Raw genomic sequence first — 24296 nt, forward strand, 5'->3', positions numbered from 1 at the left:
GTAGTCGGGGGGTGGAGCCCCTGAGTTCCCGGACATTCCCAACTACCTTGCGGGCGTGGCGGGATGGAACTGTTTCCCGGCTGGGGCGGGCAGGGTTCCGGTGGTGACGCAGTGGTCGAGGTAGCGGAAGACGAGGTCGCGGTCGACGGGCGGGCAGGTGATGCCGCTGTCGCGCAGACCGTTCACGACGTTGTCGGCGCGGACACGGCCCAGGCGCAGGTCGGGCCCGGTCGCGTCGCCGGTGTCCGCGTCCCAGGAGTCGAAGAAGGCGAGCGTGGTCGCCGCCACGCCGGACCCACCGAACCCACCAGAGTCACCGGAGTCGCCGGACGAGCGGGGCAGTTCGGCACGCCACCGGGCCAGCGGCATACGCCGCAGCGGGTAGCCGTACTCCTCCAGCCAGGCGTACACGTCACTCAGCCTCAACAGCTCGCCGGTGCCGTGGTTGAAGACGGTCGCGCCCGGCTCGGGCTGTCCGAGGCAGAGGTGGACGAGGGCTTGGGCGGCGTGGTCGACCGTTGTCCAGATCTCCTCCTCGAACAGGTCGGGAACGATGCCGGCGGGAACCCCCGCGCGCAGCACGCTCCAGAGGAAGTCCCGCTCGTTCACGTATCCGGTGGCGTACGGGCCGACGATCCGGCCGAGCCGGTGCACGGTGACCGGCAGGCCTCTCTCCGCGGCCTGTTCCAGCAGGCGCTCGGCCGCCCACTTCGACTGCTGGTAGCCGTAGCGCAGTCCGGGATGGGCCGGGAGGAACGCCTCCGGTACCTCCGGGGCGAGGGCGAGGGGCGGGGCGACGGAGAGGGTCGACACGAAGTGCAGGGGGGTCGAGCGCGCGGCCGCCATGCGCAGCAGGTCCCGGGTGGACTCGGTGTTGGCGGCGCGGAGGGTGGCGTACTCGCGCATGATGCTGACGGTCGCCGCGTTGTGGAAGATCGCGCCGCAGGTGCGGGCGAGTTCGGTGAAGAGGCCCTCGTCCAGGCCGATGCGGGGGTGAGCGAGGTCCGCGGGGATCGCCGTGATGCGTCGGCGCGCCGCGTCCGGGAGGGGGATCAGGTGGGTTTCCAGGGCCTGGTGGATACGGGCGGTGGCCTCGGCGGGGCTCGCGGCGCGGACGGTGCAGACGACCTCCGCGCAGGTGCTCGTCAGGAGTTCGGCCAGCAGATGTACGCCGACGAAGCCGGTGGCGCCGGTGAGCAGGATTCTGTCCGGTGTGCCGCTCGCCCGGCGACCGTCGCCGGGGCGGATGTCCTGATCGAGGACGGTGTCGGCGAGCAGGGCCGCCGGAAGGCCGTCAGCGGCCGGTCGAGGCCGCTCCCGTTGCTCCAGGAACCTCGCCAACTCGGCGGGGGTCGGGTGTTGGAAGAGCCAGGCGACCTTCACGTCACGGCGCAGTTCGACGCCGAGACGATTGGCGACCTGGATGGCCTGGAGCGAGTGGGCGCCCAGGTCGAACACATCGTCCCGCGCGGACACGGCGGCCACGCCGAGCACCTGCTGCCACATGGCGACGATGGTGCGCTCGAGTGTGCTGTCGGAAGAGGCCGCCCACACATCGAGGCCGGTGGCCGTCGTGGCGAGCGCGTTCCTGTCGATCTTCCCTGAGCTCGTCCGGGGCAGGTGGTCACGGAACTCGACGGCCGACGGGATCATCGCCGCGGGCAGCGTCTCCCGAAGGTGGTCGCGGATCCCCGCCACGGCCGGGGCGGTCCCGTCCGGGACGACGTACGCGACCAGGCGCCGCGTCCCGTCCCCCAGCACCTGCCCCACGACAGCCGCGCCACGGACTCCCGGGTGACCGAGGAGGGCGCCCTCGATCTCGGCCGGGTGCACACGGTGCCCGCTGATCTTGAACTCGGTGTCCGACCGGCCCAGGTAGCGCAGTTGCCCGTCGTCGCCGATCCGTACGAGGTCGCCTGTGCGGTAGGCGCGGGGCGCTCCGGGGAGCTGGTCGAGAGGGGTGAAACGGGAGATGCCCGGTGGTCGGTCTCCGCGGTAGCCGAGGGCCAGGTTGTCGCCCAGGAGGTGGAGTTCGCCGTCGACCACCGCGGCTCGGGTGCCGGGTAGCGGCAGCCCGATGGGGACGTCGCCCGGGGCGAGCGAGGGGTCGTGGAGGTCGGCGACGGTGGCGACCACGGTGGCCTCGGTCGGGCCGTAGGTGTTCAGCAGCCGAACCGTTGTGCCGACGGCCTTGCGCCAGCGGTCGACCCGTTCGGGGTGGGCCGCCTCGCCGCCGATGACGACGGTGCGGACCTCGGCGGGCAGACTGACGGCGCCTGTCGAGACGGCGTAGGCCAGTTCGTGCCAGTACGCCGTGGGCAGGTCGAGGAAGCTGATCCGCAGCCGGGCACAGGCCTCCAGGAACCCGGGGACCGACTCGGTCATGTCGTCGCTGCGGACGACGAGCGTGGCGCCCGCGCACAGCGTGAGGAAGATTTCCTCGACACTGGTGTCGAAGTGCAGAGGGGCGAACTGCAGGACGCGGTCCCGGTGGTGAAGGCCGTAGCGGTGCGTGGCGCCCGCGACGAAGTGCGCGAGGGCGCGGTGGCCGATCTCGACCCCCTTGGGGCGCCCCGTGGAGCCCGAGGTGTGGAGGACGTAGGCGAGGTCCTCCTGCGTCGTCGTCGGTGTCGTCGGCTGGGCCGCTCCGGACTCGGGTTCCGGCTCCTCGTATCGCAGGACGACCCGGTCCCCGAAGTCGTCGGCGTAGGCGCTTGTGGTGAGGACCAGGACCGGTCGGGCGCCGTCCAGCAGTTCCGCCCTGCGAGCGTGGGGCGCCGTCGGATCGAGCGGACAGTAGGCGGCACCGGAGAGCAGGACGCCGAGGACGGCGGTGATCGCGTCGATGCCGCGCGGCAGGGCGACGGCCACCAGGTCGCCGCGGCCGACCCGGCGGGCAGCCAGTCGCCGGGCGAGTGCACGTGCCGACCCGAAGAGTTGGGCATACGTGATGCTGTCGCCGTCGTGCTCGACGGCGACAAAGCCGCCTCGCCGGGCGGCGTGGTCAGCGATCAGGCCGAGGACCGGGCGGACGGGGCCGGGCAGCGGCCCACCGTCCAGAACCGGCACGGGTTCGCGCGCACGCAGGTCGCCGAGCGCCCGGTCGGGGGCGGCGACGGCCTCCCTGAGCAGGGAGAGCAGTCCCTCCTGGAGTGCGGCGACGTCCGCCTCGTCGTAGAGGTCGGGGTTGGCGTCCACGGCGATGCGCAGTCCCCCGCCCTCGGAACGGTCGTAGACGTTGACCGACAGGTCGTCGACGGGGCCCGCGGAGACGTTGTGCACCGTGCTGCGGTGTCCGGCGAACCGCAGGTCGTACGCGAAGGGCATGATGTTGACGCCGGGACCGGACAGTCGGCGCTGTCCGCCGACGAGCTTGAGGTCGCGCCGCAGTTGTTCGTAGCGGTAGCGCTGGTGCGGCAGTCCGGCGCGGAGCTCGCGGGAGATCCGGGCCGCGAGGTCGCGCAGGCTGTCCGATGCGGTGACCGCGACGCGCAGGGGCAGGATGTTGCGCACCATGCAGGGAACGCGCAGCGATACGGAGCCCAGGCGTCCCATCGCCGGCAGGCTGAGGACGATCTCCGGTGCACCGGTCGCATGGTGCAGTTGGGCCGTGGTCACGGCCAACAGCACCTCGGACCAGGTGAGTTTCAGGTCCTGGGCGACGGCACGCAGGGCCTGCGTATCCGTCGCGTCGAGGTCCGCCACCCGCCGGTGGAACGTGTGTGCGGGCAGGGCCGTACGGCCGGCGGGCGTCGCCACGGGCGGCCGGTCCGCGAACCGGTCCGCCCAGTAGGCGCGGGCCTTGGCGAAGCGGGGCGACTCCCGGTAGGCCCGTTCCTCGTCCCGCACCGCGGCCAGGGTGCCGAAACCGCTGTCCTCCACCGGCTCGCCCGCCGTCAGGGCCGTGTAGACCTGGGCGACCCGGCGGGCGACCAGCGACAGGCCGAAGCCGTCGAGGGCGATGTGGTGCACGCGGTGGTACCAGAGGTACTGCTCCGGTGCGGTGCGCAGCAGGGCGTGGCCGAAGACGGGGCCGCGCGCGAGGTCGACGGGGCGGGCCATGTCCTCGCCCATCCAGGCCAGGGCCGCCGCGTGCGGGTTCAGCTCGGTGGTGAGGTCGGCCGTGTGCAGGCGCCAGTCGCCGGCCGGGGCGGCGGTCTGCCAGGGGCGGCCCTGGTCGTCGACGACGAAGGCGACATTCAGGGCCTCCGTCTCCGCGACGACGTGGTGCAGGGCCTCGTCGAAGACGGCCGTGTCCACCGGTCCGTCGATGAGCACGTACTCGGCCGTGTTGTACGCGGGACTGTCCGGGTCGAGCTGCTGGCCGGTCCAGATCCCTTCCTGGGCGGCCAGCAACGGATACGGATGACGCCGCGCTGTGTCATCCATGTCGCTGTCATGCGTCTGCATGGTCGGCTCCCCTCGGCTGTGCGGAGAGCAGGTGCCACCACTGGGCGAACGAGGTGCACTCGGCGAGTTCGACGAAGGTCACCTGCGCGCCGGTCTCCCGCCACCGTTCGAGGAGGGTGACGATCCGCAGGGAGTCCAGTCCGGCGTCTATGGGGTTCTCTTCGAGGTCGACTTCGTCGGGCTGCTGGTACAGAAACTCCGCCAGGTCCGCGCGGAAGCCCTCCAGCGTGAGGGGAGCAGGCATGTCGTTCTCTCTCAATCCAGCCTGGTGGAAGGTCAGTTGACCTTGCGTGCGGAGTCGCCCCAGAAGCGGTCGCGCAGCTCTCGGCGCAGGATCTTTCCGCTGGGGTTGCGCGGGACGCTGTCGATGAACTCGTAGCGGGCGGGCAGCTTGAAGCTCGCGAGCCGCGGGACGAGGAAGGTGTGCAGGTCCCGGGGGCTGGGCTGTTGCCCGGGCGCGGGGACGACGAAGGCGTGCACGTACTCGCCCCAGCGTTCGTCGGGGGCGCCGACGACGACGGCCTCCGCCACGCCTGGGTGGTGCTCCAGTACGTTCTCGATCTCCGCGGGGTAGACGTTCTCGCCGGCGACGAGGATGGCGTCCTTGATGCGGTCGCGGATGAAGATGTAGCCGTCCTCGTCGATGTATCCGGCGTCCCCGGTGTGGATCCAGCCGTCGACGAGGGTCTCGGCGGTCTTGTCGGGCAGTCCCCAGTACTCGACCATGTGGGCCGGCGTGGCCAGGCAGACCTCCCCGACCGCGCCCGGCGGCAGTTCGCGCCCCTCGCCGTCGATCACCTTGCTGCCCACTCCCGGATACGGCCGCCCGGCCGCCTGCATGAGGGAACCGCCGGGGACATGGGCGGTCGGTGGCAGGCAGACCGCGGTGTTGCCGGTCTCGGTGAGGCCGTAGATCTGGGCGAACTCGCAGTCGAGGACGGCGAGGCTCTCCTCCAGCAGTGCCTCGGAGATGGGGGAACCGCCGTAGACGGTCTTGCGCAGGGTGGTGAAGTCCTTGGCGCCGACATCGGGTTCGGTCAGCATCATGCGGAGCATGGCCGGGACGACGCAGGCGGTGGTGATGCCGAGGTCGCGGATGAGATCGACGGCCTGGCGTGCGGCGAAGGCCCGCATCGCGACGATCGTGGTTCCGGCGTTGAAGTTCTGCGTGGCCCACCACAGGCCGCCGACGTGGAATCCGGGGATGCCGATCAGCGCGATGTCGCCGGGGCGCCAGTCGATCCAGTCCAGCCCCTCGCTCGCCAGCGCGTCGCGGATCGCGAAGAAGCTGCGGTGGGCGAGCACGACGCCCTTGGGCAGTCCGGTGGTGCCGCTGGTGTAGAGCTGGGCGACGGGGGTGTCGGGGGTGATGTGCACTGTCGGGTCGGTGTCGGGATGGGATGCCTTCCAGACGGCGAAGGGCTCTCCGAGCTCGACGACCGTGTCGGGGGGCGCGGTCGGCATCCTCTCGACGATCGGCCCGAACTCCTCCTCCAGGAAGAGCAGTCGGGTCCCGGAGTCCCTCAGGATGTGGCTGACCTCGGGCGCGGTCAGCCGCCAGTTGACGGGGACGAGCACGGTGCCGCTCTTGGCGCAGCCGAAGAGGATCTCGTAGTAGTGCTCGGACTCCTTGCCGAGGTACGCGACCCGGTCGCCCGGCGTGCGTCCGGCGGCCTGGATGGCGTGGGCGATGCGGTTGCTCTCGCGATGCAGTTGGTCGTACGTCACCGTGCGGCCCTCGAAGAGAATCGCGGGCGTCGTGGGTTGTTGCTGTGCGTGGAAGCTCGCGGTCTGGACGAGCGTCTGGAGCTCCGGGTGGTGGAGCCTGTCCATGGCCATGGAGGGTCTCCGTCCTCTCTTGCCGCTGGGTGGGGTTGCGGAGGGCGCGTCAGGGGACGTTGACGAACGCCAGGATCGCCTCGCCGTCGCACCGGCCCGAGTCGGCGTCCCAGTAGCGGAAGGCGGTCTCGACGTGGAGGAACGGGCTGCCGCCTGCCGGGGCGCGCCGGGTGACGGACTGGATTTCCATCTCCCCGGAGAATGCACGGGGGTTGACGGGTCGCCGGAAAGTGGAGGCGAAGCGGGCGATCAGGATGTCCGGGAGCTGGTGCTTCCAGAAGTCGTCCAGTGTCCAGGATTCGAACACTGTGCCCAGCCCTTCCTTCACGGACTTGGCGACGAGGTAATACATCATCTGGTTGTAGCAGATGTTCACCTCGACGGAATTCAGGTGCCCGGTGTCGTCGATGTAGCACGACTCCGGAATCGCGAAATCGCAGCGGACGACGGCTCGTCCGGCGTCGCTCTCGGTCACGACGGCCGAGCGCAGGTATTTGCAGTGGTCCTTGTAGGGCACCAGAACCTGCGCCAACAGGTCCTCGTCCGTGGGGTGCTGGGCCACGGAGGGAGCCGTCATGCTGCCTTGATCCCGTCGTGGAGCTTGCGCTCGTCGTGCACGGTGACGCGGTAGGAGACGGTCGGCTCGGGGGTGGTCGTGTGCCGGGCGCGGTGGATGAGGCTGCGGTTGTCCCAGACCAGCAGGTCGCCCTGTTCGAAGCCCTGCAGGTGGATGTTGTCGTGCTCGCAGGTCTCGTCGAGCTGGCCGGTGGCTTCGAACAGGCGCCCCAGCAGCTCGTCGTCGAGCGGCTTGCCGTTCTGGTCCTCGATGCCGACGGTGAAGCCCTCGCTGATGTAGAGCACCGTCTCCCCGGTCATGGGGTGGGTGAACGTGGTCGGTTGGAGGACGGCCGGGGTCTTCCGCTCGACCTCTTCGATGATCTCGGAGATCGGCCGGTAGACGTCGTGGGGCCGGATCTTGAAGTACTTGCGCACCGAGTGCCGGCAGTACGTTTCGCCGATCTCTTTCTTGAGTTCCTCGGGCAGCCTGCCGTACGCCCGCCCCATGTCGATGAAATACGTGCCGCGGTTCTTCTCGGGAATGACCTGAGGGTAGATCAGGGTGATTCCGAAGGGGTCCGGCATGAACTGGTAGTCGGCGTGCCAGAACTTGCCCGTCATCGGTACGCCTATCTGCTTTCCGTTCTCCGGCACGTTGGACGAGACGAATATCTCCGTGACCTCCGGGTGGTGGTACATCGGCTCGTAGTAGGTCTCCGGGCGGCCCAGCCGCTTGCCGAGTTCGAGGAACTCCTGTGGAGAGAGGTCCTGGTCCTTCAGCACGGCGATCTTCTTGGTGTAGACGGTGCTTTTGAGCGCGTCGATGTCGGCGGCCGAGGCGGTGGCGTGGTCGAAGCCCTCGACCGTCGCGCCAATCGCGGTGCCGGGCTGCTCATTGATCCGCATGGGTGCTGCCTTTCGTGGGGTGGGGAGGGGAGAGCGGAGGAGGTCAGAGCGCCGCTTGACGGGCGTCGACGAGTCCGGCGAGGTCGCCGAGGGTGAGGTCGGACCGGAGCTCGTCGTCGCCGACGGCCACACCGAGGTCGCGCTCGATGCGGATGCTGATCTCGACCATCGTCAGCGAGTCGACGTCCAGTTCGGCGAAGGTCGCCTCGGGGCTGATCCGGTCGGCCGGGGCGCCGTGCAGCCTCGCGAGGATGTCGACCAGCTGGTCGTAGGTGGTGCTCATGACGTCGTCCGTTCTCCTTGGTCGTACGGGCGGGGCGGTTCGTCGTTCGGATGGGACTGTCGGTCGTACGGATGGGACTGTTGGTCGTACGGATGGGGCCGTTGGTCGTACAGATGGGCCGGCGCGGGGAGCGTGGGCCAGGTCAGGAGGCAGGAGCCCCAGGTGAGGCCGCCTCCGAAGGCGGTGAGCAGAAGCCGGTCGCCGGGCCGGAGCGCCTGGCGGGCAGCCGCGTCGGCGAGGGCGAGCGGGATGGACGCGGCGCCCGTGTTGCCGACGGACTCGACATGGGTCACGCACCGCTCGCGAGGGAGACCAAGGTCGTCGGCCACCGAGTGCAGGATCCTCAGATTGGCCTGGTGGGGTACGAAGTGGTCGACGTCGTCGATCTTCCAGCCGGCCCGGGACAGCGTGACGCGCGCCGACTCGGCCATGCGCGTCACGGCGTGCCGGTAGACCTCCTTGCCCCGCATGGCGAAGTGCCGGTCCTGGCGGCTGGGTTCGCCCGGTCGGGAGCGCTGTCGGGAACCACCGGCCGCGACCGTGATCAGGTCCTCGTGGGCGCCGTCGCTGCCGAGGTCGAAGTGGCCGACCGCGCCGGGCTCATCGAGGTGTCCGGCGCGCAGGACGACGGCTCCCGCCCCGTCGCCGAAGATGATCGCGTTGGCCCGGTCGAGGGGATCCACGATCGTGGAGTAGGTGTCCGCCCCGATGAGCAGGACCCGTTCGGCCACGCCGGCCGCGATGAGCCCGGCGGCCGAGGCGAGGCCGTAGACGAACCCGGTGCACACGGCGCTGACGTCGAAGGCGGCCGCCCCCGGCAGACCAAGCCGTGCGGCGACCGCGGGCGCGGTGGCCGGGCAGCTGTGGTCCGGGGTCGTCGTGGCGACGACGACGGCGTCGACCCTGTCCGTCGCGGCGCCGGCGAGTGCCCGGCGGCCTGCTTCTACGGCCAGGTCCGACGTCGACTCTCCGGGGTCGACGACGTGGCGTCGGCGGATCCCGGTCCGGGTGCGGATCCATGCGTCGTCGGTGTCGAGCCGGCGCGCGAGGTGCTCGTTGGTCACCACACGGGACGGCACCCATCCGGCCAGCCCGCACAGGACGGCGGCTGGAGGAGCGTAAGAACCCGCGGCGGTAGGGGACATGGGGATTCTCCTGGCATGACGGAGGACGGGCCGGACGGCCCTGACACGGAATGGAGAGACGAAGGGGGTGTGCAAGGAGTGTCTAAGGACTGGTACTGGTGGCCCTGCGAAGTGCGAGAAGTGCGAGCGCGCCGCAGCCGATGCCCCCCGCTATCGCGAACACGGCGGTGCGGATGCCGTCGAGGAGCCCTGGCCCGGAGGCGTTCTGCCCGACGCCACCGGCGAGCGCGACCAGTACGGCGAGGCCCACCGCGCCGCCCACCTGCAGGGTGGTCGACGCCAGTCCCGAGGCGACGCCCTGGTCACCGGGGGCCACCCCGGCGGACGCGGCGATCCACATCCCCGTCCATGCGGCTCCCTGGCCGAGGCCCAGCAGCACGATTCCCGGCAGGAGGCTGGGATACGAGCCGTCCGAGGTGAGGGCCAGGCCGAGTGCCGCGGCTCCGGCGGCGCCCAGCGTCATGCCGCCCACCAGCATGCGGCGCATGCCGAAGGCGGACACGGCCCGTTCGCCGGCCTGCGTACCGACGGCCACCACCACGGCGGGCACGAGGAACGCGAGCCCGGTCGCGACCGCGCGGTACCCGTGGACCGTCTGGAAGTAGAGCGTCAGGAAGTACGGCACCGAACTGAACGTCGCGCTGAACAGAGCGGTCACCCCCATCGCCGCGAGCAGGCCGCGGTGGGCGAACAGCCTTGCAGGTACGAGCGGATCACGGGACCGCCTCTCCACCACGGCGAAGAGCGTCAGCAGGCAGACCGACAGCACCGCGCTCACGAGGGCCGCGGGCGTGTCCCAGCCCTCCGCGGGGGCCTGCACCAGCAGGAACACCAGGAGCGTGATCCCGCCCGTCGCGGTCAGCGCACCCGCCACGTCGAAGTGCCGTGAGCGGTCCCACGGACCGTCCGCGGGGAAGAGCAACCACCCTGCCACCGCGAGGGCTCCCGCCACGGGCACGTTGACGAAGAACACCGCCGGCCAGCCGTACGCCTCCACCAGGACCCCGCCGAGAAGGGACCCGAAGCAGAGCCCGCCGGCTCCCGCGGCACCCCACACCGCCAAGGCCCGGTTCCGGTCGGGCCCTTCCTCGTACAGGGTGGTGATCAGGGAAAGTGTCGCCGGGAACAGCAGGGAGCCGCCGATGCCCTGGACCGCCCTGACGGCGACCAGGACGCCGGGCGTCTGAGCCAGGCCGCCCACGAGGGACGACCCCGCGTACAGCAGCGCCGCGACGACGAACATCCGACGCCGGCCGAGCAGGTCGGCGGCCCGGCCGCCCAGCAGCAGAAAGCCTCCGGTGGCCACGACGTAGGCGCTCACCACCCACTGCAGGTCGTGGTCGGAGAATCCCAGCCCGGCGCCGATGTCGGGCAGGGCGACGTACACGATGTTGTAGTCGAGCGAGATGACGAGCTGCCCCAACGCCAGAACAAGCAGTGGAAGTCCGACTGACTTTCGGAGCGGATCCTTGGCCGACTCTGTCGTGAACATCATCGATCACCCCCCCTCGGGATCACAGTATTCGGAATTCCTACGGAATGAATTTCCGGCAGACCGACGGTTTTTCGTCACCGTAGCAGCCCGATTCAGACTTGGGAATGGGCAACTTTTCGACACTCATTGCGTATTCAATGAATATCAGGGCAGCACGGGAAACCGACAGTCGAAAACTGCCGGATCGGCGAGAACAGAGAATTCCCCAAACGAAGTTTTTACCCCCGCGCCAGTCTTTACCCCCGCGTCAGCCTTTACCCCGCATCACTCCCCCTCCATAAGCCGACGGATCTCGGTGATGAGGGCGATCAGCGCCCGGCGCTCCGGAACGGTGGTTTCCGGATGCCAGAGGTCGATGAGCAGGCAGGTCCGTGGGCGGGTGCCCGCGTTGCGTGCCTCGTGCTCGAAGGAGTAGTCGAAGAGCAGGCACTTGCCCTCTTCCCAGGAACGCCTCTCCCCGGCGACCGTGAGGCTGCACCCGTCGGGGATGTCCACCGCGAGATGCAGGTTGATGCTGAAGTTCCACAGGTCGCAATGGGGTTCGATGACGGCACCCGGCAACAGGGTGGAGAAATGACATTCCAGGAGAGGGCATATCTTGCCCGTGTCGACGGCGACGTCTTTCAGCACCTGATAAGCGGTGGGAGCTGCGGCGGCCGATTCCTCCGCGAGACGTCCGTTGCGGAAGAGGTAAAGAGCCTGCCAGTCCTCCTGGCGTTTCAGATAGTGCTCGTAGTCCGAGAACACCTCCCGTCGCGCCGCCCATGCGGCATTCAGCTCCTTCTTGATCGCCTGATGACTGGCCTCCAGTGCATGGACGACCGGGGCCAGTTCGGGGTAGGCGTACGGGTCGTGCCAGGGAGTGGGAGAGAGCCCCGGCATGATCCACTTGGCTGCCTTCTGCAGCGGATGCCGTTCGCCCCCGCTCGGCTCCAGCATCTGCTCGACCCGAGCGATCGATTCCGTACCGAACTCGGCTCTGATCGCGGCGAAGGCGTTCTCTATCTCTGGTGTCATGCGGTTCTCCGGAGTTCGGCGGCCCCGTCACACGGAAGGGGTCGACGTCCGGAGCACCGTTCCCCGACACTCGAAATCCACGATCGCTGCAGCAGACGTCTGCGTTCCACGTGTGCCGAACCACCTTCGCCCGAAGTTCCGCGCTTCGACCCGCCGACCTCGCACGGTGGTCAGCGGGTGTTGAGCTGCGCTGTCGAACTAGTAGTCGGTCGCGAGTGGGCTCGAGTTCCCGCAACCTTCGGGCCAATTTCCCTTGCTGCGGCGGCACTTGAGGATGCTCGGCGACACTGGATGACACTTGCGGACACGCCACCGCGGTCTCAGTCGGCCTCTGGGGTGGTCACGTTCCGCCGTGTCCGATCCCCGGGCGGCCTGACGAACAGGTAGTCGCTCCGACGGACCGCGGAGTTCCCGCGTTCGTGCGATGTTGTGATCACCCGCGGCCGCGAAGGCGCCCACGGACCTCCGCCGTGCCGCGGCCTCCGCGGTGCGCCGCCCGTGGCCCCGAGACCGCCGACTCCACCAACAGGTGGAGCAACCCGCTCAGCACCAGCCCCGCGGCACAGCCCACCAGGGCTCCGGGGACACCCGCCACAACGAAACCCAGCCAGGCGTAACCGGCCCCCAGCACGGTCAGGGTGGCGACACCCAGGGGCCAGGCCCCGCCGATCCTCGGCCAGCGGTGTTCGGGGCGGGCGGCCTCCTGCTCCCACGGCCAGCCCCGCGGCACCCCTTTCCTCGGCTCTCGCGCGACACCCCGCACGTGATCACCTCTCCCCCGCCGCGGGTTCGCGCAGTTCCGCAACCACGTTCGATCCGGGCTCCGGAGGGGTCCTTCCCCGCCGCCACGGGGCGGAACCGGTCAGCTCGGCAGGAGCCGGGAACCAGCAGGAAGCGCGGCCCGACCTCTGACGTATGGACCCCAGAAGCCTGATGCGTGTGATGCGCCCGACGCGCAACACGCCGTTCGCCAACTTCTTACGGGCCGTCGCGCCGCCGTTGGGCGCCTCCTGCGGTGCGCTGGCCCTCCTGGTGGCGTACACCGCGACCGGCGCGGCAGGCGATCCGCCGCCCAGAATCACGGTCGCCGACGCGCGCATCATGGCGGCACCCGCGGGCTCGGGCTCCACCGCCGCGTACTTCGAGATCCGCAACACGGGCCGGTCGAAGGACACCCTGCTGTTCGCGGACTCACCCGAACTGGGCGTCAGCATCCTGCGCCGTACGGCGCGCCGCACCGGGACAGGGCGTACGGATCCCGTGTGGGCCGTCGACGTCCCGGCGGGCGGCACGGTACGTATGGCGCCGGGAGGACTCGGGGTCGTCATCCTCGATCCCCCCGCACTGAGAGCCGGTCAGAAGGTGACCTACCTCTTGTGGTTCCGTCAGAGCGGGAAGGTCGCCGTCCGGGCGAGCGTGACCGAAGGCGTGAGGTGAGCCTCGGCGGTCAGGGGCGGCCTGATGCCGGGAAGGGTGCCGGTGTCCCCCGCTCACGCTGGACACCGGCACCCCTTTCCTCACGCGGCGACGACGACAGGAGCGCGCGGCTCCTCGGCCTCGACAAGGAGTTCGACGAGGGTCGCTCGAGCTCGTGCCACCCGCGAGCGGATCGTCCCGATGGGACAACCACTGGCCTCGGCGGCCTCCTCGTAGGGAAGCCCCGTCAGCTGGGTGAGGACGAACGCCTCACGGCGCTCGGGGGGCAGCGCGTCCAGCAGGTCGAGCAGCGCCACACCGTCGTCGAAGCCGGGCAGACCGCTCGGCTGGGCCCGCTCGGCCCACATCGTCCAGTCGTCCGTGTCGGCCACCCGGGGCCGCGTGGCGGCGTATCGCCAACTGTCGACCACCGTGCGACGCGCGATGGCCAGCAGCCACGTACGCGCCGACGAACGCCCCTCGAACCGGTGCAGGCTGCCGAGCGCCCGCAGGAACGTGTCCTGGGTCAGATCGTCGGCGAGCTGGCGGTCGGAGGAGAGGTACGTGATGTAGCGGACGACGTCGGGGTGCAGGGCCCGCACGAATCGGTCGACGGCGTCGGGGTCACCGGAGCGGGCGGCGAGGGCCCAGGCGGTGGCCGGATCGTCGGGCGATGCCGGCGCGCCGGGCTGATCCGCCGCCTTGTGCCCCGCGGCGCGCTTCGGGCGCGACGCGGCGCAGACAGGAGTGATCACCTGATGTCCTTCTCGGTTGTCCGGGATCCGGCACAGCGGCACGGCAGCACGGCGGCACGTACGAGCGCGCGCTCGTACGCCGGGCGTGAGTTCGCCGCTGCGGAAACATCCCGGGACGGGAGGTGGGATGGGGCCGTTGGACGTGAACGGCCCGTGCCCGAAGCCCTGGCACCGACCACGCGGCGCCCATGGGGACGGCTTCGGGAAACCAGCTGTCTCAGGCGACAGCGATCCCGGCCGGAGGCCCCCGAGAAATGATCGTGTGCGCGAGCGGCAGCCGCGGCACCCGCTCCGAACGTTCGCGCGTCGGCCGCAGGCTCGGTCGGCGAGGCGGGGCGGGCAGAGCGAGCGACAGCCGCAGCGGAGCCGCCAGCCATCCCGCGACGGCCCGCAGCACGCGGAACGCGGCCCTCTCGCCGTAGGCCAGCCACAGCCCACTCAGCACAGCCGCCAGGGCGTGGGCGGCGAGCATGCCGAACGACGACGTGCCGCCCATGCCATGAGCCAGCTGACCAAGGTGCCCGGCGTGCTCCGAACGCCCCGTGGACATGGACCCCATGGAGCCCATGTCCATCGCGTCCATGGACATGGAGCCCATGGACATGGAGCCCATGGACATGCCGCTCGTCGCGTGCGCCACGGAGCCCGTGCCGACGCCCGATGCCGCCGACTGGGCCAGCGAGAAGGCCGAGTGGAGCGCCCCCTGCGCGACGACCGCGGCGGGCACCACCAGCGCGAGCCCGCGCTCACGGCCCGCCAGACACCAGCCGACGCCGGTCGTGGCGGCGAACCCGGCGGTCATCGTCCACCAGGGCACGGTGGAGCCCGACATCAGCACGTGACCGAGGGCGGCGAGCAGCACGCAGACGGCCGCGAACACCGCGGCCCGCATCGTGCGCACACCCCACCCAGCAGTCATGACGGCCTCATCCTCGCATCCGGGCTTCGCTCGTCACGGGTGGGTACGCACAGCACCCGGACCCGCAACTCACCCTGAAGAGAGTGATACAGGACACAGCGCCCCGCCGGAACTCGACGGGCGGTCGGGCCGACTTCTAAGGGTGAGGAATCATGTGCCGTCCTCGCCCGGACGGACCACCACAGCCAGGGTCTTCACGGCACCGCCGCGTTCGAAATGCAAGGTGAACGAGACCAGATCACCGGCTTGCCAGCCCGCTTTGGCCGGGACCGTCACATCAAGGCCGTACGGGGACATGGCGAGGCTGCCACCGGCCGGGACGGCGACCGACGCCACCGTCTGTGCGGAGGCCGACCGAGTGCCGGACATGCGATGCCGGCTGAGGGTACCGACACCGTCGACCGCGCGGGACGTCACCTTCAGCAGCCGGTCCGCCGAACCACCGTCATTGGTGATCCTGAAGAAGGCCGCCGTGTCCGGGGCGTCGCCGTAGGGCAGATACACCCGGCCTTCGGTGACCGCGATGCGGGCCGGGCTGCCCGCGTTGCCGTACGCGGTCCACGTGCTCAGACCGCCGAGCGCCAGGCCGCACACGGCGACGGGCGCGAGCGCGGCGAGCAGGGCGTCGGTGAGCCGACGGCGTGTCGGACGCCAAACCTGTTGTCCGGTCATCAGGTACGCCTCCGGGCGGGAGAGGGCTGCCAGCCGCGCAACCGCAGGCTGTTGCCGACCACCAGTACCGAACTGGCGGACATGGCCGCCGCGGCAAGCATGGGGTTGAGCAGGCCGACCAGGGCGAGCGGCACGGTCACGACGTTGTAGCCGAAGGCCCAGACGAGGTTGACGCGGATGGTGCCCAGGGTGCGCCGGGCCAGCAGGACAGCGTCCGCGAGGGCTTCGATGTCACCGCGTACGAGGGTGACGTCGGCGGCCCCGATGGCCACGTCGGTGCCGGTGCCCATGGCGATCCCGAGGTCGGCGCCGGCCAGCGCGGCGGCGTCGTTCACGCCGTCGCCGATCACCGCGACCCGGTGGCCCTGCTCCTGCAACTCCCGCACGAGTTCGGCCTTGTCCTCGGGCGTGCAACGGGCGTGCACCTCGTCGATGCCCAGGGCCGCGGCTACGGCCTGGGCGGGCGCCTCGCGGTCGCCGGTGGCGAGCACCGGCCGCACACCGAGCCGCCGCAGCCGGTCGACGGCCCGGTAGCTTCCGGGGCGTACGACGTCCCCGACCTCGATCAGCGCCTCGGCCACCCCGTCCACGCGGACCAGTACGGGCGTGTGCGCGGCGGCCTCCGCCACCGGCAGGGCAGCGGCGAGCACGGCGGGCAACTCGCCGTCCGGGGCGAGGACTTCGACCAGCCGCCCCTCGACCCGGCCGCGCGCTCCCCGCCCCGGAAGGGCACTGAACTCACTCACGTCCGGCAGCCGCTGCTCGCGCAGCTCCCGCCGGGCGTAGGCGGAGACGGCCCGGCCGAGTGGGTGTTCCGAGCCCTGCTCGACGCCCCCCGCCAACCGCAGTGCCGCGTCACGGCCGATCCCGTCCGGTACGGCGGTGACCCGGGCGACGCTCATGTGGCCCGTGGTGAGCGTGCCGGTCTTGTCGAGGACGACGGCGTCCAGGTGCTGAAGCCCCTCCAGCGCCTGCGGCCCGGTGACAAGGACGCCGAGCTGGGCACCGCGGCCGGTGGCGGCCATCAGCGCGGTCGGGGTCGCGAGGCCCAACGCGCAGGGGCAGGCCACGACCAGGACGGCCACGCACGCGGTGATCGCCGCCTGTGGATCGGCCCCGGCGCCCAGCCAGAACCCGAGCGCGGTGACGGCCAGCGCCAGCACGACCGGCACGAAGACACCGGCCACCGAGTCGGCCAGCCGCTGGGCGCGCGCCTTGCCGGCCTGCGCATCGGTGACCAGACGGGTGATGCGGGCGAGCTGCGTGTCGACACCGACGGCCGTGGCCCGTACGAGCAGCAGCCCACCGGCGTTGACGGCCCCGCCGACCACGGCCGAGCCCGGCCCGACCTCGACCGGCTCGCTCTCCCCGGTGACCAGGGAGAGGTCCACGGCCGAGCTGCCCTCCACCACCTGTCCGTCGGTGGCGACCCGCTCGCCCGGCCGTACGACGAAGACCTGGCCGCGTTCCAACTCTTCAATGGGAACGAGCCGTTCGGAATCACCGTCTCGTACCGACACCTCCTTGGCGGCGAGTTCGGCGAGTGATCGCAGCGCCGCCCCGGTGCCGCGTCGGGCCCGCGCCTCCAGGAACCGCCCGGCCAGTACGAACAGCGGTACGCCGACGGCCGCTTCGAGATAGATGTGCGCGACGCCGTCCGAGGCGGCGGGAACGAGACTGAACGGCATCCGCATGCCGGGATCACCGGCGCCCCCGAGGAAGAGCGCGTACGCCGACCACGAGAAGGACGCCACCACACCCAGGGACACCAGCGTGTCCATGGTGACCGCCGAGTGCCGCAGCCCTCGTACCGCCCGTACGTGGAACGGCCAGGCGCCCCATACCGCGACCGGCGCCGCCAGCATGAAACACAGCCACTGCCAGTTGCGGAACTGCAGGGCGGGCACCATCGACAGCACGAGTACCGGCACCGCGAGCAACGCGGTGACCAGCAGTCGGTCGCGCTCCTGCCGCGCTTCCTCGGTCTCCCGCCCTTCCGCACGCGGCTGCTTCTTGGGCGGCTCGGGGAGCGCGGCCGTGTAGCCGGCCTTCTCGATCGCCGCCACGAGTTGTCCGACGTCGACCTCCGTCGGATGGCTCACGCGAGCCCGCCCGGTGGCCAGGTTCACGGTCGCCGTCACTCCGTCGAGCTTGCCGAGCTTCTTCTCGACACGGGTCACGCACGCGGCGCAGGTCATGCCACCGACGGTCAGATCGGTCGTCACCACAGTGGTCACCGATTCGGCGCGCATCAGCCGTGTCCCCCTCGCATGTTGCCCATGTCGTCCATGCCTCCGCCTTCGCCACCATTGCCGCCGTCGCGGCTCGTGCCGCTGCCGTGCATGCCGGGTGCGACAGGACCGGCGCCGGCACCCACCGCGTAGGACACCGTGAAGATCAGGGCCAGCAGCAGGAGGAAGCCGCAGAGCGCGGGCGGGGACGCCGCCCTCCGCAGGGCCGCACCCGCGCCGGTCAAGGAGGATTGCCGGGACTCGTCCATCAACCGCGTCTCCAGGTCACGTCGGACGGCGTCGGTCGGATCGCGCCGTACCGGTTCAGTAGTCGGATCGGCCACCGGCCGGGTTCCGGAGGAGATATGTGGCGCGCATCACGCGAGGACCGACGGCGACCGCGGTGCGGTTGTCACCGGCATCGATGCCGGCGCCGGGATGCCGGCGATGGCAAGGCGGCGGCTCGGTGACGACGTAGCCCTGCACGGGCACGCGATGACCGGTGCCTTCACCACCGCCGGTTTCCGCCTTGCCGTCATCAGCGAGCCGCGGCCCGACCCGGCCGCCCGTGGGCTGTTCCCCGACGACTTCCATGGCCTTTCGACCAAAACCTGCTTCCTGATCTTCGTCGTCGACGTACCGCCGTCGGCTACCGGCTCGGACGACTAGGTTCTGCAGAGCGGATCATTGTCGGGGACAGAGTCTGGATGATGTCTGGGTGCACTACGGCTTCACGGGCACCGGCGCGTGGCTCTTCCCGGGAAAGTTGCGAGGCCCCCCTTTCCAGCAGCGCAAAGGTGACGGCAGTACTTGGGGTGTCGTCGAGGAAGTCGGTCAGCCACTCCCTGCCGTTGGAAGTGAACGGGCCTCACGGCTGCGGAGCCGCTGGGCGACCCGTGACGCCCTCGATGTCCGCCGGGCGTCGAGACCTTCATGGTCGTTCCCGAGACGCTGGACCGTCGAGCGCAGGTTCGACTGAACCTCGCGCCTTCTGTTAACCAGCGGAACCCACCCGCATCACTCCGATAGCATGATCGATCTACTTAGCCAACATCTAACAAATCGGCCAAAACAGTTGATATCGAGATCATCGCGGGTGTTTTCGCGAATAAACTGCAGAATTGCGTTCGCTGCGTGGCGTCAACCGCGGGCGATGCTGTGGGCCATGGCGGGTGTGACGACCCTCGGGTTCCTCATCACCCTGGAGATCGCCGCGCGTCGTTACGGCCTGCCGGGGCCGATCACCAACCAGGCGCGAGAGGCGATATTCGCCCCCAAGTCGGGTTTCCTGTTGTACGCCGGTATGGCGTTGATGATGGTGGTGCTCACCTGGCGACAACGGCTCATCGCGGTTGGTGCCGCGGTCGGTATCGACGTCGCCATCTTGCTGGTGCGATGGGCGGTCGACGCCAAGGTGACCGACGGCCACCCCTTCGGCAATGGCGCGTTGTGGGTCATTTTGGGCTATGCGGTGATCGCCATCACGCGCCGCACCGGCCAGGAACGTGTCCTGCTGCTGAAGGGCGTCGGCCTTGGCCTGTTGCTGGTGACCGGCCGCAAGACCGGCGATACCTGGCTCCTCATCACGTCGAAGACCCGCCCGACGACGCTCGACCAGTACGTGGCAACCGCCGATCATGCCCTGGGCAACCCGTCGTGGCTGGTGGGCCGGATGGTCACAGCCACCGGCCCGATCGGCGCCCATGTTCTCGGCGCCGTCTACGTTCAGCTTGCGGTGGCCGCGGTCATCGTGGCGCTGTACCAGCTGCGTAACGTGGCGGACGAGCGCCGCTTCCCGCGCCATCATCTGGTGCGCACGTTTCTGGTCATCGGCCTCCTCGGGCCGGCCATCTACATGATCTTCCCGGTGGTCGGACCGGTCTTCGCCTACGGCGCGGACGGCGGGCACTGGGCGGTGGCCAACCTGTGGCCGAACACGCCGCCGCCGATCAATACCCCGCACCAGATGCGATTCGACGAGATCACCCCACGCAACTGCATGCCGAGTCTGCACACGGCGTGGGCTACCACGATTTTCATTCATTCCCGTAGGGGCCCACGGATTCTGCGATTCGCCGGCACGTTCTGGCTGATTGCCACGCTCACCGCAACCCTGGGATTCGGCTACCACTACGGCGTGGATCTCGTTGCCGGTGTGGTGTTTGCACTCACGATCGAGGCGGCGCTGCGCTCGCTCGACCGTGGCTGGGACCGGCCAGGAATCCAGTTGGTCACCTACAGTGCCACGGTCTTCGCCGCGCTCTTGGTGTCATATCGCTATCTGCCGCTGGAGATGGCCGAACATCCGTGGGTGTTCGGTCCACTTCTCATTCTGGCGATGGCCTCAGTTGTCCGCGGCTACGTGCAGACCGCCAAGCTGTGGGATCCGAAGGCCCTACCAGCGCGGCAACCGGAACCGCAACCCGAACTAGTGTGAGTTGTGGACCATTTCATTTGGGGAGTGTGCGGTAGCGGATGAGTTGGCCGCGAGAGTTGGTTCCATGTGCAGCCGGACGTGGCAACGCACACAATCGCGGCCAAGACCTCCCTGCCACCGTGAGACGGACGACGGCCTCCGCCCTGCGGGTGGACCGGTGCCGGGGGAACCACCCGGGAAGAGTTCCCCACCGCCGCGGGGTCATCGAGTGTGCGCACGACCGGGGCGATGCAGCCGTCCACCCGCGTGCCTCGCTGCTGAGCGGGTCGCAGTCGGTCCCGCCCTTGGCGCCGCCTATGGGGAGGTAACGGTTCGAGGGGTCGTAGTGCAGTGCCTCCTTCACGTTCATCGCCACCGCGAAGCTGATCGCGCTCGCGCTCAAGGACCAGTTCGACGTGGCCGCAACGTACAGCCTTGACGAGCTGAGCAACGCCCTGGAGCATGCGGCACGGCCCGGCAAGATCGGCACCGTCCTCGTCCGCCCCTGGTAGCCACCGCCCGTGCAGGAGTCCTGGTGACGGTCGGCAAGCCGTCGGCAGGAGCTGGGCGTTGATGCCCCGACGCCGGCCGCCTTATGGGACCGTAGCGACGATCAGTCACCGGTCGAGGACCTGGCATCCGGCGCATGTTCGTCCGTCGAAACGCGGGGAAGGAGCGCCAAGGCCTGCTCTGCGGCCCCGTTGACGACCTCGGGAGTGGCTCCCGCCTTGCCCAGGGCCTCAAGCCCCCGGAGCACGGCAAGCAGGAGGCCGGCCAGGCTGCCCGCATCCGCGTCAGCGTCCAGAGAGCCTTCCGCTTGGGCCCGCGCGATGCAGCCCCGCAGCGCGTCATGCAGTCCGCGGACAACCTCGGCGATTCGCTCGGCAACGCCCTCATCAACGGCCGACAGTTCCGCTGCGATCTTGGCCATCATGCAGCCGCGCCGTTCCACGTCCCCGGTGATGCCTTCCGCGACATCACGTACATGCCGCTCCAGCATGGGCAGGGCCGGTCCGGGGCCGCCCAGAGCTGAGCGCCAGGCCTCCAGCGCGTCACTGTTGTAGCTGTCGAGAGCCCGCAGGAACAACGCGTGCTTGTCCCCGAACGCTCCATACAGACTTCCCCGGCCCAAGCCTGTCACAGCGCTCAGGTCGTCGATGGAGGTGCCGTTGTAGCCCACGGACCAGAACTGCTCGCGGGCAGCCCGCACAACCTCTTCTTCGTCAAACTGTCGAGGCCGAGCCATGGGGCAACTGTACGCCGCGCACAACAGCCGAGACCGTTGTCGGCGGCCTGCTCGAGTTCGACGCAGTCGGCACCTTCCTGAAGAAAGGGTGTGGTGGGCCGCGGGTCGGCGGGAGCACTCGCGCCACTGCTCCCCTGGCGAAGACGTCGGCCCTCGAACGGCCGGTTGGATCGGGTCACGACGTTGTTGACGTGGTGTCGGTCAGCGGCTTCGAGGGGTAGGCGCGGAGCACGAGTGACGTGGTGGCGGGCCCGTAGCGGGCAAGTGCGTCGACGACTTCTTCGAGTCGTCCTGCTTGCGGGCAATGGACGTCGAAGATGAGGCAGTCCTCCCCGGTGACTCTCAAGATGGACACGACCTCGGGAATCCGGGAAGCCAAGTCCAGGGCGCGAGGCAGCTGGGCATGTGTAGTGCGCAAGCGAATGATCGCGTGAATGTTCAGACCGAGTGCCGCTGGGTCAACATCGGCCCGGTAGCCGGTGATGACGCCGTTCTTCTCCAGCCGCTGGATGCGCGCACTGGCCGCGGGCTGCGACAGTCCGACGCGGCGTCCTACCTCCGCTCCGGTCAACCGGCCTTCGGTCTGGAGCAGGGCGAGGATGTCCCGGTCGATCCGGTCAAGTGATTCCATCGTTGTCCGCACCATCTTCTTTGAGATCGCTTGCGTGGCTGTCGCTGTTCTGTTGCTTCCAACAGAATCAGCGCCACACGCCCCCAGGATCGCGAGGGGCGACGAGTGAAACGGTGGCAAGCAGTGGTTGCGTACGTCATCATCCCCGGCATCGACGGCTCCGACGGGCAGCACTGGCAGACCTTGTGGGAGCAGCAATGGGGAACCTCAGCGGTGAGGATCTCCCCTGCCTCGTGGTCCGCCCCCGACCTGGATGACTGGGTCAACGCTGTCCAGACGGCGTACGACGATGCTTGCCGCCGGGACGGCCTCGTTGTGCTGGTAGCCCACAGCCTGGGCTGTTGGGCGGCGTCCACCTGGCTGCACAAGCACCCGTCGAGCCCGGTACGCGGCGCGTTCCTGGTCGCGCCACCCGACCCACAGGGGCCGGCGTTCCCACGGCAGACGGCCCCGACGTTCATCGAACTGTCCGCACAACCACTGCCGTGCCCGGCCCTGGTGGTGGGCAGCACCAACGACCCGTACTGCACCCCCGAGGCAGCCGTGGACTTCGCGGACCGATGGGCGGCGCGATGGTATCCAGCGGGCGCGTGCGGACACATCAACTCCGCCGGTGGCCTGGGCCCGTGGCCGCAAGGCCGTGAACTCCTGGACTCACTGACCCGGCGGTGATCAACCACCGCAGGGAACGTTGCCCACCACCAGGTTGCAACTGATCCGGCGTCACATCCGGTTCAGGAGGCTTCTGTTGCCCCCCACGAGATCACCGAGCTTGCACCGCAAACAGAATGGCTGATCTGTTAGCGTGCACCACAAGCAGAATCAGGATTCTTTTTGTGGGGGGTGTGATGCCGCGACTCACCGACGCGCGCAAGGAGCTCCGGCGCGCCCAGATCACCGAGGCCGCCGTACGCTGCTTCGACCGCAACGGCCTCGAGCGGACCTCGATCGCCGACATCACCGCCGAGTCCGGCCTCTCGACCGGCTCGATCTACGCCCACTACAACAACAAGGCCGGCCTGGTCCAAGCCGCCGCCCGCGAGGTGCTCACCCAGCGCGCCGCGGTCCTCGGCGAGTACGCCGCCAGCGACACCCCGCCCGACCCCGAGGAACTACTGGCCCGCCTGATCGCCGCCATCGACGCCGTCGACGCCCGGGTCGGTGTGCAGACCTGGGGTGAGGCGACCACCGACCCGGCCATCCGCGACATCGTCGTCGACATGACGGACCGGATGCGCGCACTGCTGCACGACTGCGTCACGGCCTGGCTGGTCAAGGTCGAGCGCCACGAGCCGACCGAGGCCCGCGAGCGTGCCACCCCGATCGCCCATCGGATCTCGGCGCTCTACCTGGCCGAACTGCTGTACGCCGCCTTGCGATCGCCGACCGAGGAGACAACTTCATGACCACCCTGACCGCTTCGTTCGCCGGCCGCACCGTATTACGGGTCGGCTACGGCGCACTACAGCTCGAACGCCTGCATGCTCGCCGCGACGAGGCGGTCGAACTGCTGCGCCGCGCGGTCGAGTTGGGCGTCGACCATGTGGACACCGCCGAGTTCTACGGCTTCGGTTTCGCCAACGACGTGATCCGCGAGACGCTGCGCCCCGAGGACGGCGTCCTGGTGGTCACGAAGGTCGGCGCCGACCCCAACCCGGGCGGGCGGTTGCCCCTGCGTCTGGCGCAGCGGCCCGAGCAGCTGCGCGCCAGCGTCGAGGACAACCTGCGCAGCCTCGGCGTCGACCGGCTCCCGGTGGTCAACCTCCGCCGCCTGGACACCGGCCCCGGGCTGCGTCCCGAGGGTGACCAAGTGGTCGAACTCGACGACCAGCTCGCGGTGATGACCGCTCTGCGCGACGAGGGCAAGATCGGTGCGATCGGCCTGAGCAGCATCACCCTCGACGGCCTGCGCCGCGCCCTGCCGGCGGGCATCGCCTGCGTACAGAACGCGTACAGTCTCGTCTCCCGCGAGGACGAGGACATGCTGCAGCTGTGTGCGACCGAGGGCATCGCCTGGGTGCCGTTCTTCCCACTCGGCGGGGCCTTCCCGGGTCTGCCCAAGGTCACCGAGGAGCCGGTGGTGCACGCCGTGGCCGAGTCCCTGGGCGTCGCACCCTCCCAGGTCGGCCTCGCCTGGCTACTGCACCACGCCCCGAACGTGCTGCTCATCCCCGGCACCGCCGACGCCGCCCACCTCGAGGCCAACCTGGCGGCCGGCAAGATCACCTTCGACGCCGCGACCCTCGCCACCCTCGATGCCATCGAGTCTCGTTCCAACGAGCTCCCCATCGGCTGACCGGAACCAACGGGCCCCGGGTCGCGACCACACGCCGGACACCCTGACGCAACTCCCTGAC

The 24296-nt window shown here is 69.7% G+C and carries 23 protein-coding genes; 6 read left to right on the top strand and 17 right to left on the bottom strand.

Going from position 1 to position 24296, the window contains the following annotated elements; translation table 11 throughout:
• Window positions 1-42: 42 nt before the first annotated feature.
• From OG798_RS03495 to OG798_RS03540, 10 genes are all read right to left on the bottom strand, one after another.
• The gene (locus OG798_RS03495; protein ID WP_443053703.1) at window positions 43-4410 is read right to left on the bottom strand and encodes an amino acid adenylation domain-containing protein; all 4368 of its coding nucleotides are present in this window, start codon (window positions 4408-4410) and stop codon (window positions 43-45) included.
• Window positions 4397-4654: a phosphopantetheine-binding protein gene (locus tag OG798_RS03500; protein ID WP_267060342.1), complete on the bottom strand. Its 258-nt coding sequence runs from the start codon at window positions 4652-4654 to the stop codon at window positions 4397-4399. Before OG798_RS03500 ends, OG798_RS03495 begins: the two co-directional genes overlap by 14 nt.
• Before the next feature lie 32 nt (window positions 4655-4686).
• Window positions 4687-6249, bottom strand: a complete 1563-nt coding sequence (locus OG798_RS03505; RefSeq protein WP_267060343.1) for a fatty acid--CoA ligase — start codon at window positions 6247-6249, stop codon at window positions 4687-4689.
• A 49-nt stretch (window positions 6250-6298) separates the two neighbouring features.
• Window positions 6299-6826 carry a (2E)-enoyl-ACP glycyltransferase gene (gene scoD / locus OG798_RS03510; protein WP_328756216.1) on the bottom strand — a complete coding sequence of 176 codons (528 nt, stop codon included), beginning with the start codon at window positions 6824-6826 and terminating at the stop codon, window positions 6299-6301.
• Window positions 6823-7713 carry a (3R)-3-[(carboxymethyl)amino]fatty acid oxygenase/decarboxylase gene (scoE, locus tag OG798_RS03515; protein WP_328756218.1) on the bottom strand — a complete coding sequence of 297 codons (891 nt, stop codon included), beginning with the start codon at window positions 7711-7713 and terminating at the stop codon, window positions 6823-6825. The genes scoD and scoE overlap by 4 nt, the downstream gene beginning before the upstream one ends.
• A 43-nt stretch (window positions 7714-7756) precedes the next feature.
• Window positions 7757-7996: an acyl carrier protein gene (locus tag OG798_RS03520; protein WP_097227141.1), complete on the bottom strand. Its 240-nt coding sequence runs from the start codon at window positions 7994-7996 to the stop codon at window positions 7757-7759.
• Window positions 7993-9141: a beta-ketoacyl-ACP synthase III gene (locus tag OG798_RS03525; protein WP_328756219.1), complete on the bottom strand. Its 1149-nt coding sequence runs from the start codon at window positions 9139-9141 to the stop codon at window positions 7993-7995. The genes OG798_RS03520 and OG798_RS03525 overlap by 4 nt, the downstream gene beginning before the upstream one ends.
• An 82-nt stretch (window positions 9142-9223) precedes the next feature.
• Complete coding sequence (locus tag OG798_RS03530) at window positions 9224-10633, bottom strand: MFS transporter (RefSeq protein ID WP_220789023.1); 1410 nt, start codon at window positions 10631-10633, stop codon at window positions 9224-9226.
• A gap of 267 nt (window positions 10634-10900) precedes the next feature.
• Window positions 10901-11653, bottom strand: a complete 753-nt coding sequence (locus tag OG798_RS03535; RefSeq protein WP_121417875.1) for an aspartyl/asparaginyl beta-hydroxylase domain-containing protein — start codon at window positions 11651-11653, stop codon at window positions 10901-10903.
• Between the two features lie 433 nt (window positions 11654-12086).
• Complete coding sequence (locus OG798_RS03540; RefSeq protein ID WP_328756221.1) at window positions 12087-12416, bottom strand: hypothetical protein; 330 nt, start codon at window positions 12414-12416, stop codon at window positions 12087-12089.
• 152 nt (window positions 12417-12568) lie between these two features.
• Here OG798_RS03540 and OG798_RS03545 point away from each other — a divergent pair, with 152 nt between their 5' ends.
• A complete protein-coding gene (locus OG798_RS03545; RefSeq protein WP_328756222.1) occupies window positions 12569-13090 on the top strand; it encodes a copper chaperone PCu(A)C in 522 nt (173 codons plus the stop codon).
• 80 nt (window positions 13091-13170) lie between these two features.
• On the opposite strand, the gene OG798_RS03550 is transcribed toward OG798_RS03545, so the two are convergent.
• The 5 genes from OG798_RS03550 to OG798_RS03570 form a co-directional block, all read right to left on the bottom strand.
• Window positions 13171-13824: a sigma-70 family RNA polymerase sigma factor gene (locus tag OG798_RS03550; RefSeq protein ID WP_328756223.1), complete on the bottom strand. Its 654-nt coding sequence runs from the start codon at window positions 13822-13824 to the stop codon at window positions 13171-13173.
• Window positions 13825-14041: 217 nt separating this feature from the next.
• The gene (locus OG798_RS03555) at window positions 14042-14743 is read right to left on the bottom strand and encodes a hypothetical protein (protein WP_328756224.1); all 702 of its coding nucleotides are present in this window, start codon (window positions 14741-14743) and stop codon (window positions 14042-14044) included.
• Between the two features lie 150 nt (window positions 14744-14893).
• On the bottom strand, window positions 14894-15415 hold the full coding sequence (locus tag OG798_RS03560; RefSeq protein ID WP_095857103.1) for a copper chaperone PCu(A)C: 522 nt from the start codon (window positions 15413-15415) through the stop codon (window positions 14894-14896).
• Window positions 15415-17667, bottom strand: a complete 2253-nt coding sequence (locus tag OG798_RS03565; RefSeq protein ID WP_328756225.1) for a heavy metal translocating P-type ATPase — start codon at window positions 17665-17667, stop codon at window positions 15415-15417. The genes OG798_RS03560 and OG798_RS03565 overlap by 1 nt, the downstream gene beginning before the upstream one ends.
• Complete coding sequence (locus tag OG798_RS03570) at window positions 17667-17915, bottom strand: hypothetical protein (protein ID WP_328756226.1); 249 nt, start codon at window positions 17913-17915, stop codon at window positions 17667-17669. The genes OG798_RS03565 and OG798_RS03570 overlap by 1 nt, the downstream gene beginning before the upstream one ends.
• 178 nt (window positions 17916-18093) lie before the next feature.
• Between OG798_RS03570 and OG798_RS03575 the strand changes: the two genes are divergently transcribed.
• Together OG798_RS03575 and OG798_RS03580 are read left to right on the top strand one after the other, a co-directional pair.
• A complete protein-coding gene (locus tag OG798_RS03575) occupies window positions 18094-18315 on the top strand; it encodes a hypothetical protein (RefSeq protein WP_373559032.1) in 222 nt (73 codons plus the stop codon).
• Between the two features lie 484 nt (window positions 18316-18799).
• A complete protein-coding gene (locus OG798_RS03580; RefSeq protein ID WP_328756227.1) occupies window positions 18800-20083 on the top strand; it encodes a phosphatase PAP2 family protein in 1284 nt (427 codons plus the stop codon).
• A gap of 592 nt (window positions 20084-20675) precedes the next feature.
• Here OG798_RS03580 and OG798_RS03585 read toward each other — a convergent pair.
• Together OG798_RS03585 and OG798_RS03590 are read right to left on the bottom strand one after the other, a co-directional pair.
• Window positions 20676-21308 (bottom strand): TetR/AcrR family transcriptional regulator, encoded by a 633-nt coding sequence (locus OG798_RS03585; protein ID WP_328756228.1) that lies wholly within the window; start codon window positions 21306-21308, stop codon window positions 20676-20678.
• Between the two features lie 175 nt (window positions 21309-21483).
• Window positions 21484-21939 carry an Lrp/AsnC family transcriptional regulator gene (locus tag OG798_RS03590; protein WP_095858391.1) on the bottom strand — a complete coding sequence of 152 codons (456 nt, stop codon included), beginning with the start codon at window positions 21937-21939 and terminating at the stop codon, window positions 21484-21486.
• Window positions 21940-22062: 123 nt separating this feature from the next.
• On the opposite strand from OG798_RS03590, the gene OG798_RS03595 reads away from it, so the two are divergent.
• The 3 genes from OG798_RS03595 to OG798_RS03605 all read left to right on the top strand — a co-directional run bounded on the left by OG798_RS03595 (window position 22063) and on the right by OG798_RS03605 (window position 24235).
• Window positions 22063-22611: an RBBP9/YdeN family alpha/beta hydrolase gene (locus tag OG798_RS03595; protein ID WP_328756229.1), complete on the top strand. Its 549-nt coding sequence runs from the start codon at window positions 22063-22065 to the stop codon at window positions 22609-22611.
• A 176-nt stretch (window positions 22612-22787) separates the two neighbouring features.
• A complete protein-coding gene (locus OG798_RS03600) occupies window positions 22788-23345 on the top strand; it encodes a TetR/AcrR family transcriptional regulator (RefSeq protein WP_328756231.1) in 558 nt (185 codons plus the stop codon).
• Complete coding sequence (locus tag OG798_RS03605; RefSeq protein WP_267060361.1) at window positions 23342-24235, top strand: aldo/keto reductase; 894 nt, start codon at window positions 23342-23344, stop codon at window positions 24233-24235. The genes OG798_RS03600 and OG798_RS03605 overlap by 4 nt, the downstream gene beginning before the upstream one ends.
• Window positions 24236-24296 lie beyond the last annotated feature (61 nt).

The sequence above is a fragment of the Streptomyces sp. NBC_00271 genome (assembly GCF_036178845.1).
In the GTDB taxonomy this organism is placed as follows: domain Bacteria; phylum Actinomycetota; class Actinomycetes; order Streptomycetales; family Streptomycetaceae; genus Streptomyces.

Bases quoted from the DNA above. Each gene is read 5' to 3' on its own strand.
- OG798_RS03605 (WP_267060361.1), top strand. From the start codon at position 23,342: ATGACCACCCTGACCGCTTCGTTCGCCGGCCGCACCGTATTACGGGTC.
- scoD (WP_328756216.1), bottom strand. From the start codon at position 6,826: ATGACGGCTCCCTCCGTGGCCCAGCACCCCACGGACGAGGACCTGTTG.
- OG798_RS03530 (WP_220789023.1), bottom strand. From the start codon at position 10,633: ATGTTCACGACAGAGTCGGCCAAGGATCCGCTCCGAAAGTCAGTCGGA.
- OG798_RS03520 (WP_097227141.1), bottom strand. From the start codon at position 7,996: ATGAGCACCACCTACGACCAGCTGGTCGACATCCTCGCGAGGCTGCAC.
- OG798_RS03565 (WP_328756225.1), bottom strand. From the start codon at position 17,667: ATGCGCGCCGAATCGGTGACCACTGTGGTGACGACCGATCTGACCGTC.
- OG798_RS03585 (WP_328756228.1), bottom strand. From the start codon at position 21,308: ATGGCTCGGCCTCGACAGTTTGACGAAGAAGAGGTTGTGCGGGCTGCC.
- OG798_RS03500 (WP_267060342.1), bottom strand. From the start codon at position 4,654: ATGCCTGCTCCCCTCACGCTGGAGGGCTTCCGCGCGGACCTGGCGGAG.
- OG798_RS03555 (WP_328756224.1), bottom strand. From the start codon at position 14,743: ATGACTGCTGGGTGGGGTGTGCGCACGATGCGGGCCGCGGTGTTCGCG.
- OG798_RS03590 (WP_095858391.1), bottom strand. From the start codon at position 21,939: ATGGAATCACTTGACCGGATCGACCGGGACATCCTCGCCCTGCTCCAG.
- OG798_RS03580 (WP_328756227.1), top strand. From the start codon at position 18,800: ATGCTGTGGGCCATGGCGGGTGTGACGACCCTCGGGTTCCTCATCACC.
- OG798_RS03495 (WP_443053703.1), bottom strand. From the start codon at position 4,410: ATGCAGACGCATGACAGCGACATGGATGACACAGCGCGGCGTCATCCG.
- OG798_RS03575 (WP_373559032.1), top strand. From the start codon at position 18,094: ATGGCAAGGCGGCGGCTCGGTGACGACGTAGCCCTGCACGGGCACGCG.
- OG798_RS03525 (WP_328756219.1), bottom strand. From the start codon at position 9,141: ATGTCCCCTACCGCCGCGGGTTCTTACGCTCCTCCAGCCGCCGTCCTG.
- scoE (WP_328756218.1), bottom strand. From the start codon at position 7,713: ATGCGGATCAATGAGCAGCCCGGCACCGCGATTGGCGCGACGGTCGAG.
- OG798_RS03560 (WP_095857103.1), bottom strand. From the start codon at position 15,415: ATGACCGGACAACAGGTTTGGCGTCCGACACGCCGTCGGCTCACCGAC.
- OG798_RS03505 (WP_267060343.1), bottom strand. From the start codon at position 6,249: ATGGCCATGGACAGGCTCCACCACCCGGAGCTCCAGACGCTCGTCCAG.
- OG798_RS03570 (WP_328756226.1), bottom strand. From the start codon at position 17,915: ATGGACGAGTCCCGGCAATCCTCCTTGACCGGCGCGGGTGCGGCCCTG.
- OG798_RS03600 (WP_328756231.1), top strand. From the start codon at position 22,788: ATGCCGCGACTCACCGACGCGCGCAAGGAGCTCCGGCGCGCCCAGATC.
- OG798_RS03545 (WP_328756222.1), top strand. From the start codon at position 12,569: ATGGACCCCAGAAGCCTGATGCGTGTGATGCGCCCGACGCGCAACACG.
- OG798_RS03535 (WP_121417875.1), bottom strand. From the start codon at position 11,653: ATGACACCAGAGATAGAGAACGCCTTCGCCGCGATCAGAGCCGAGTTC.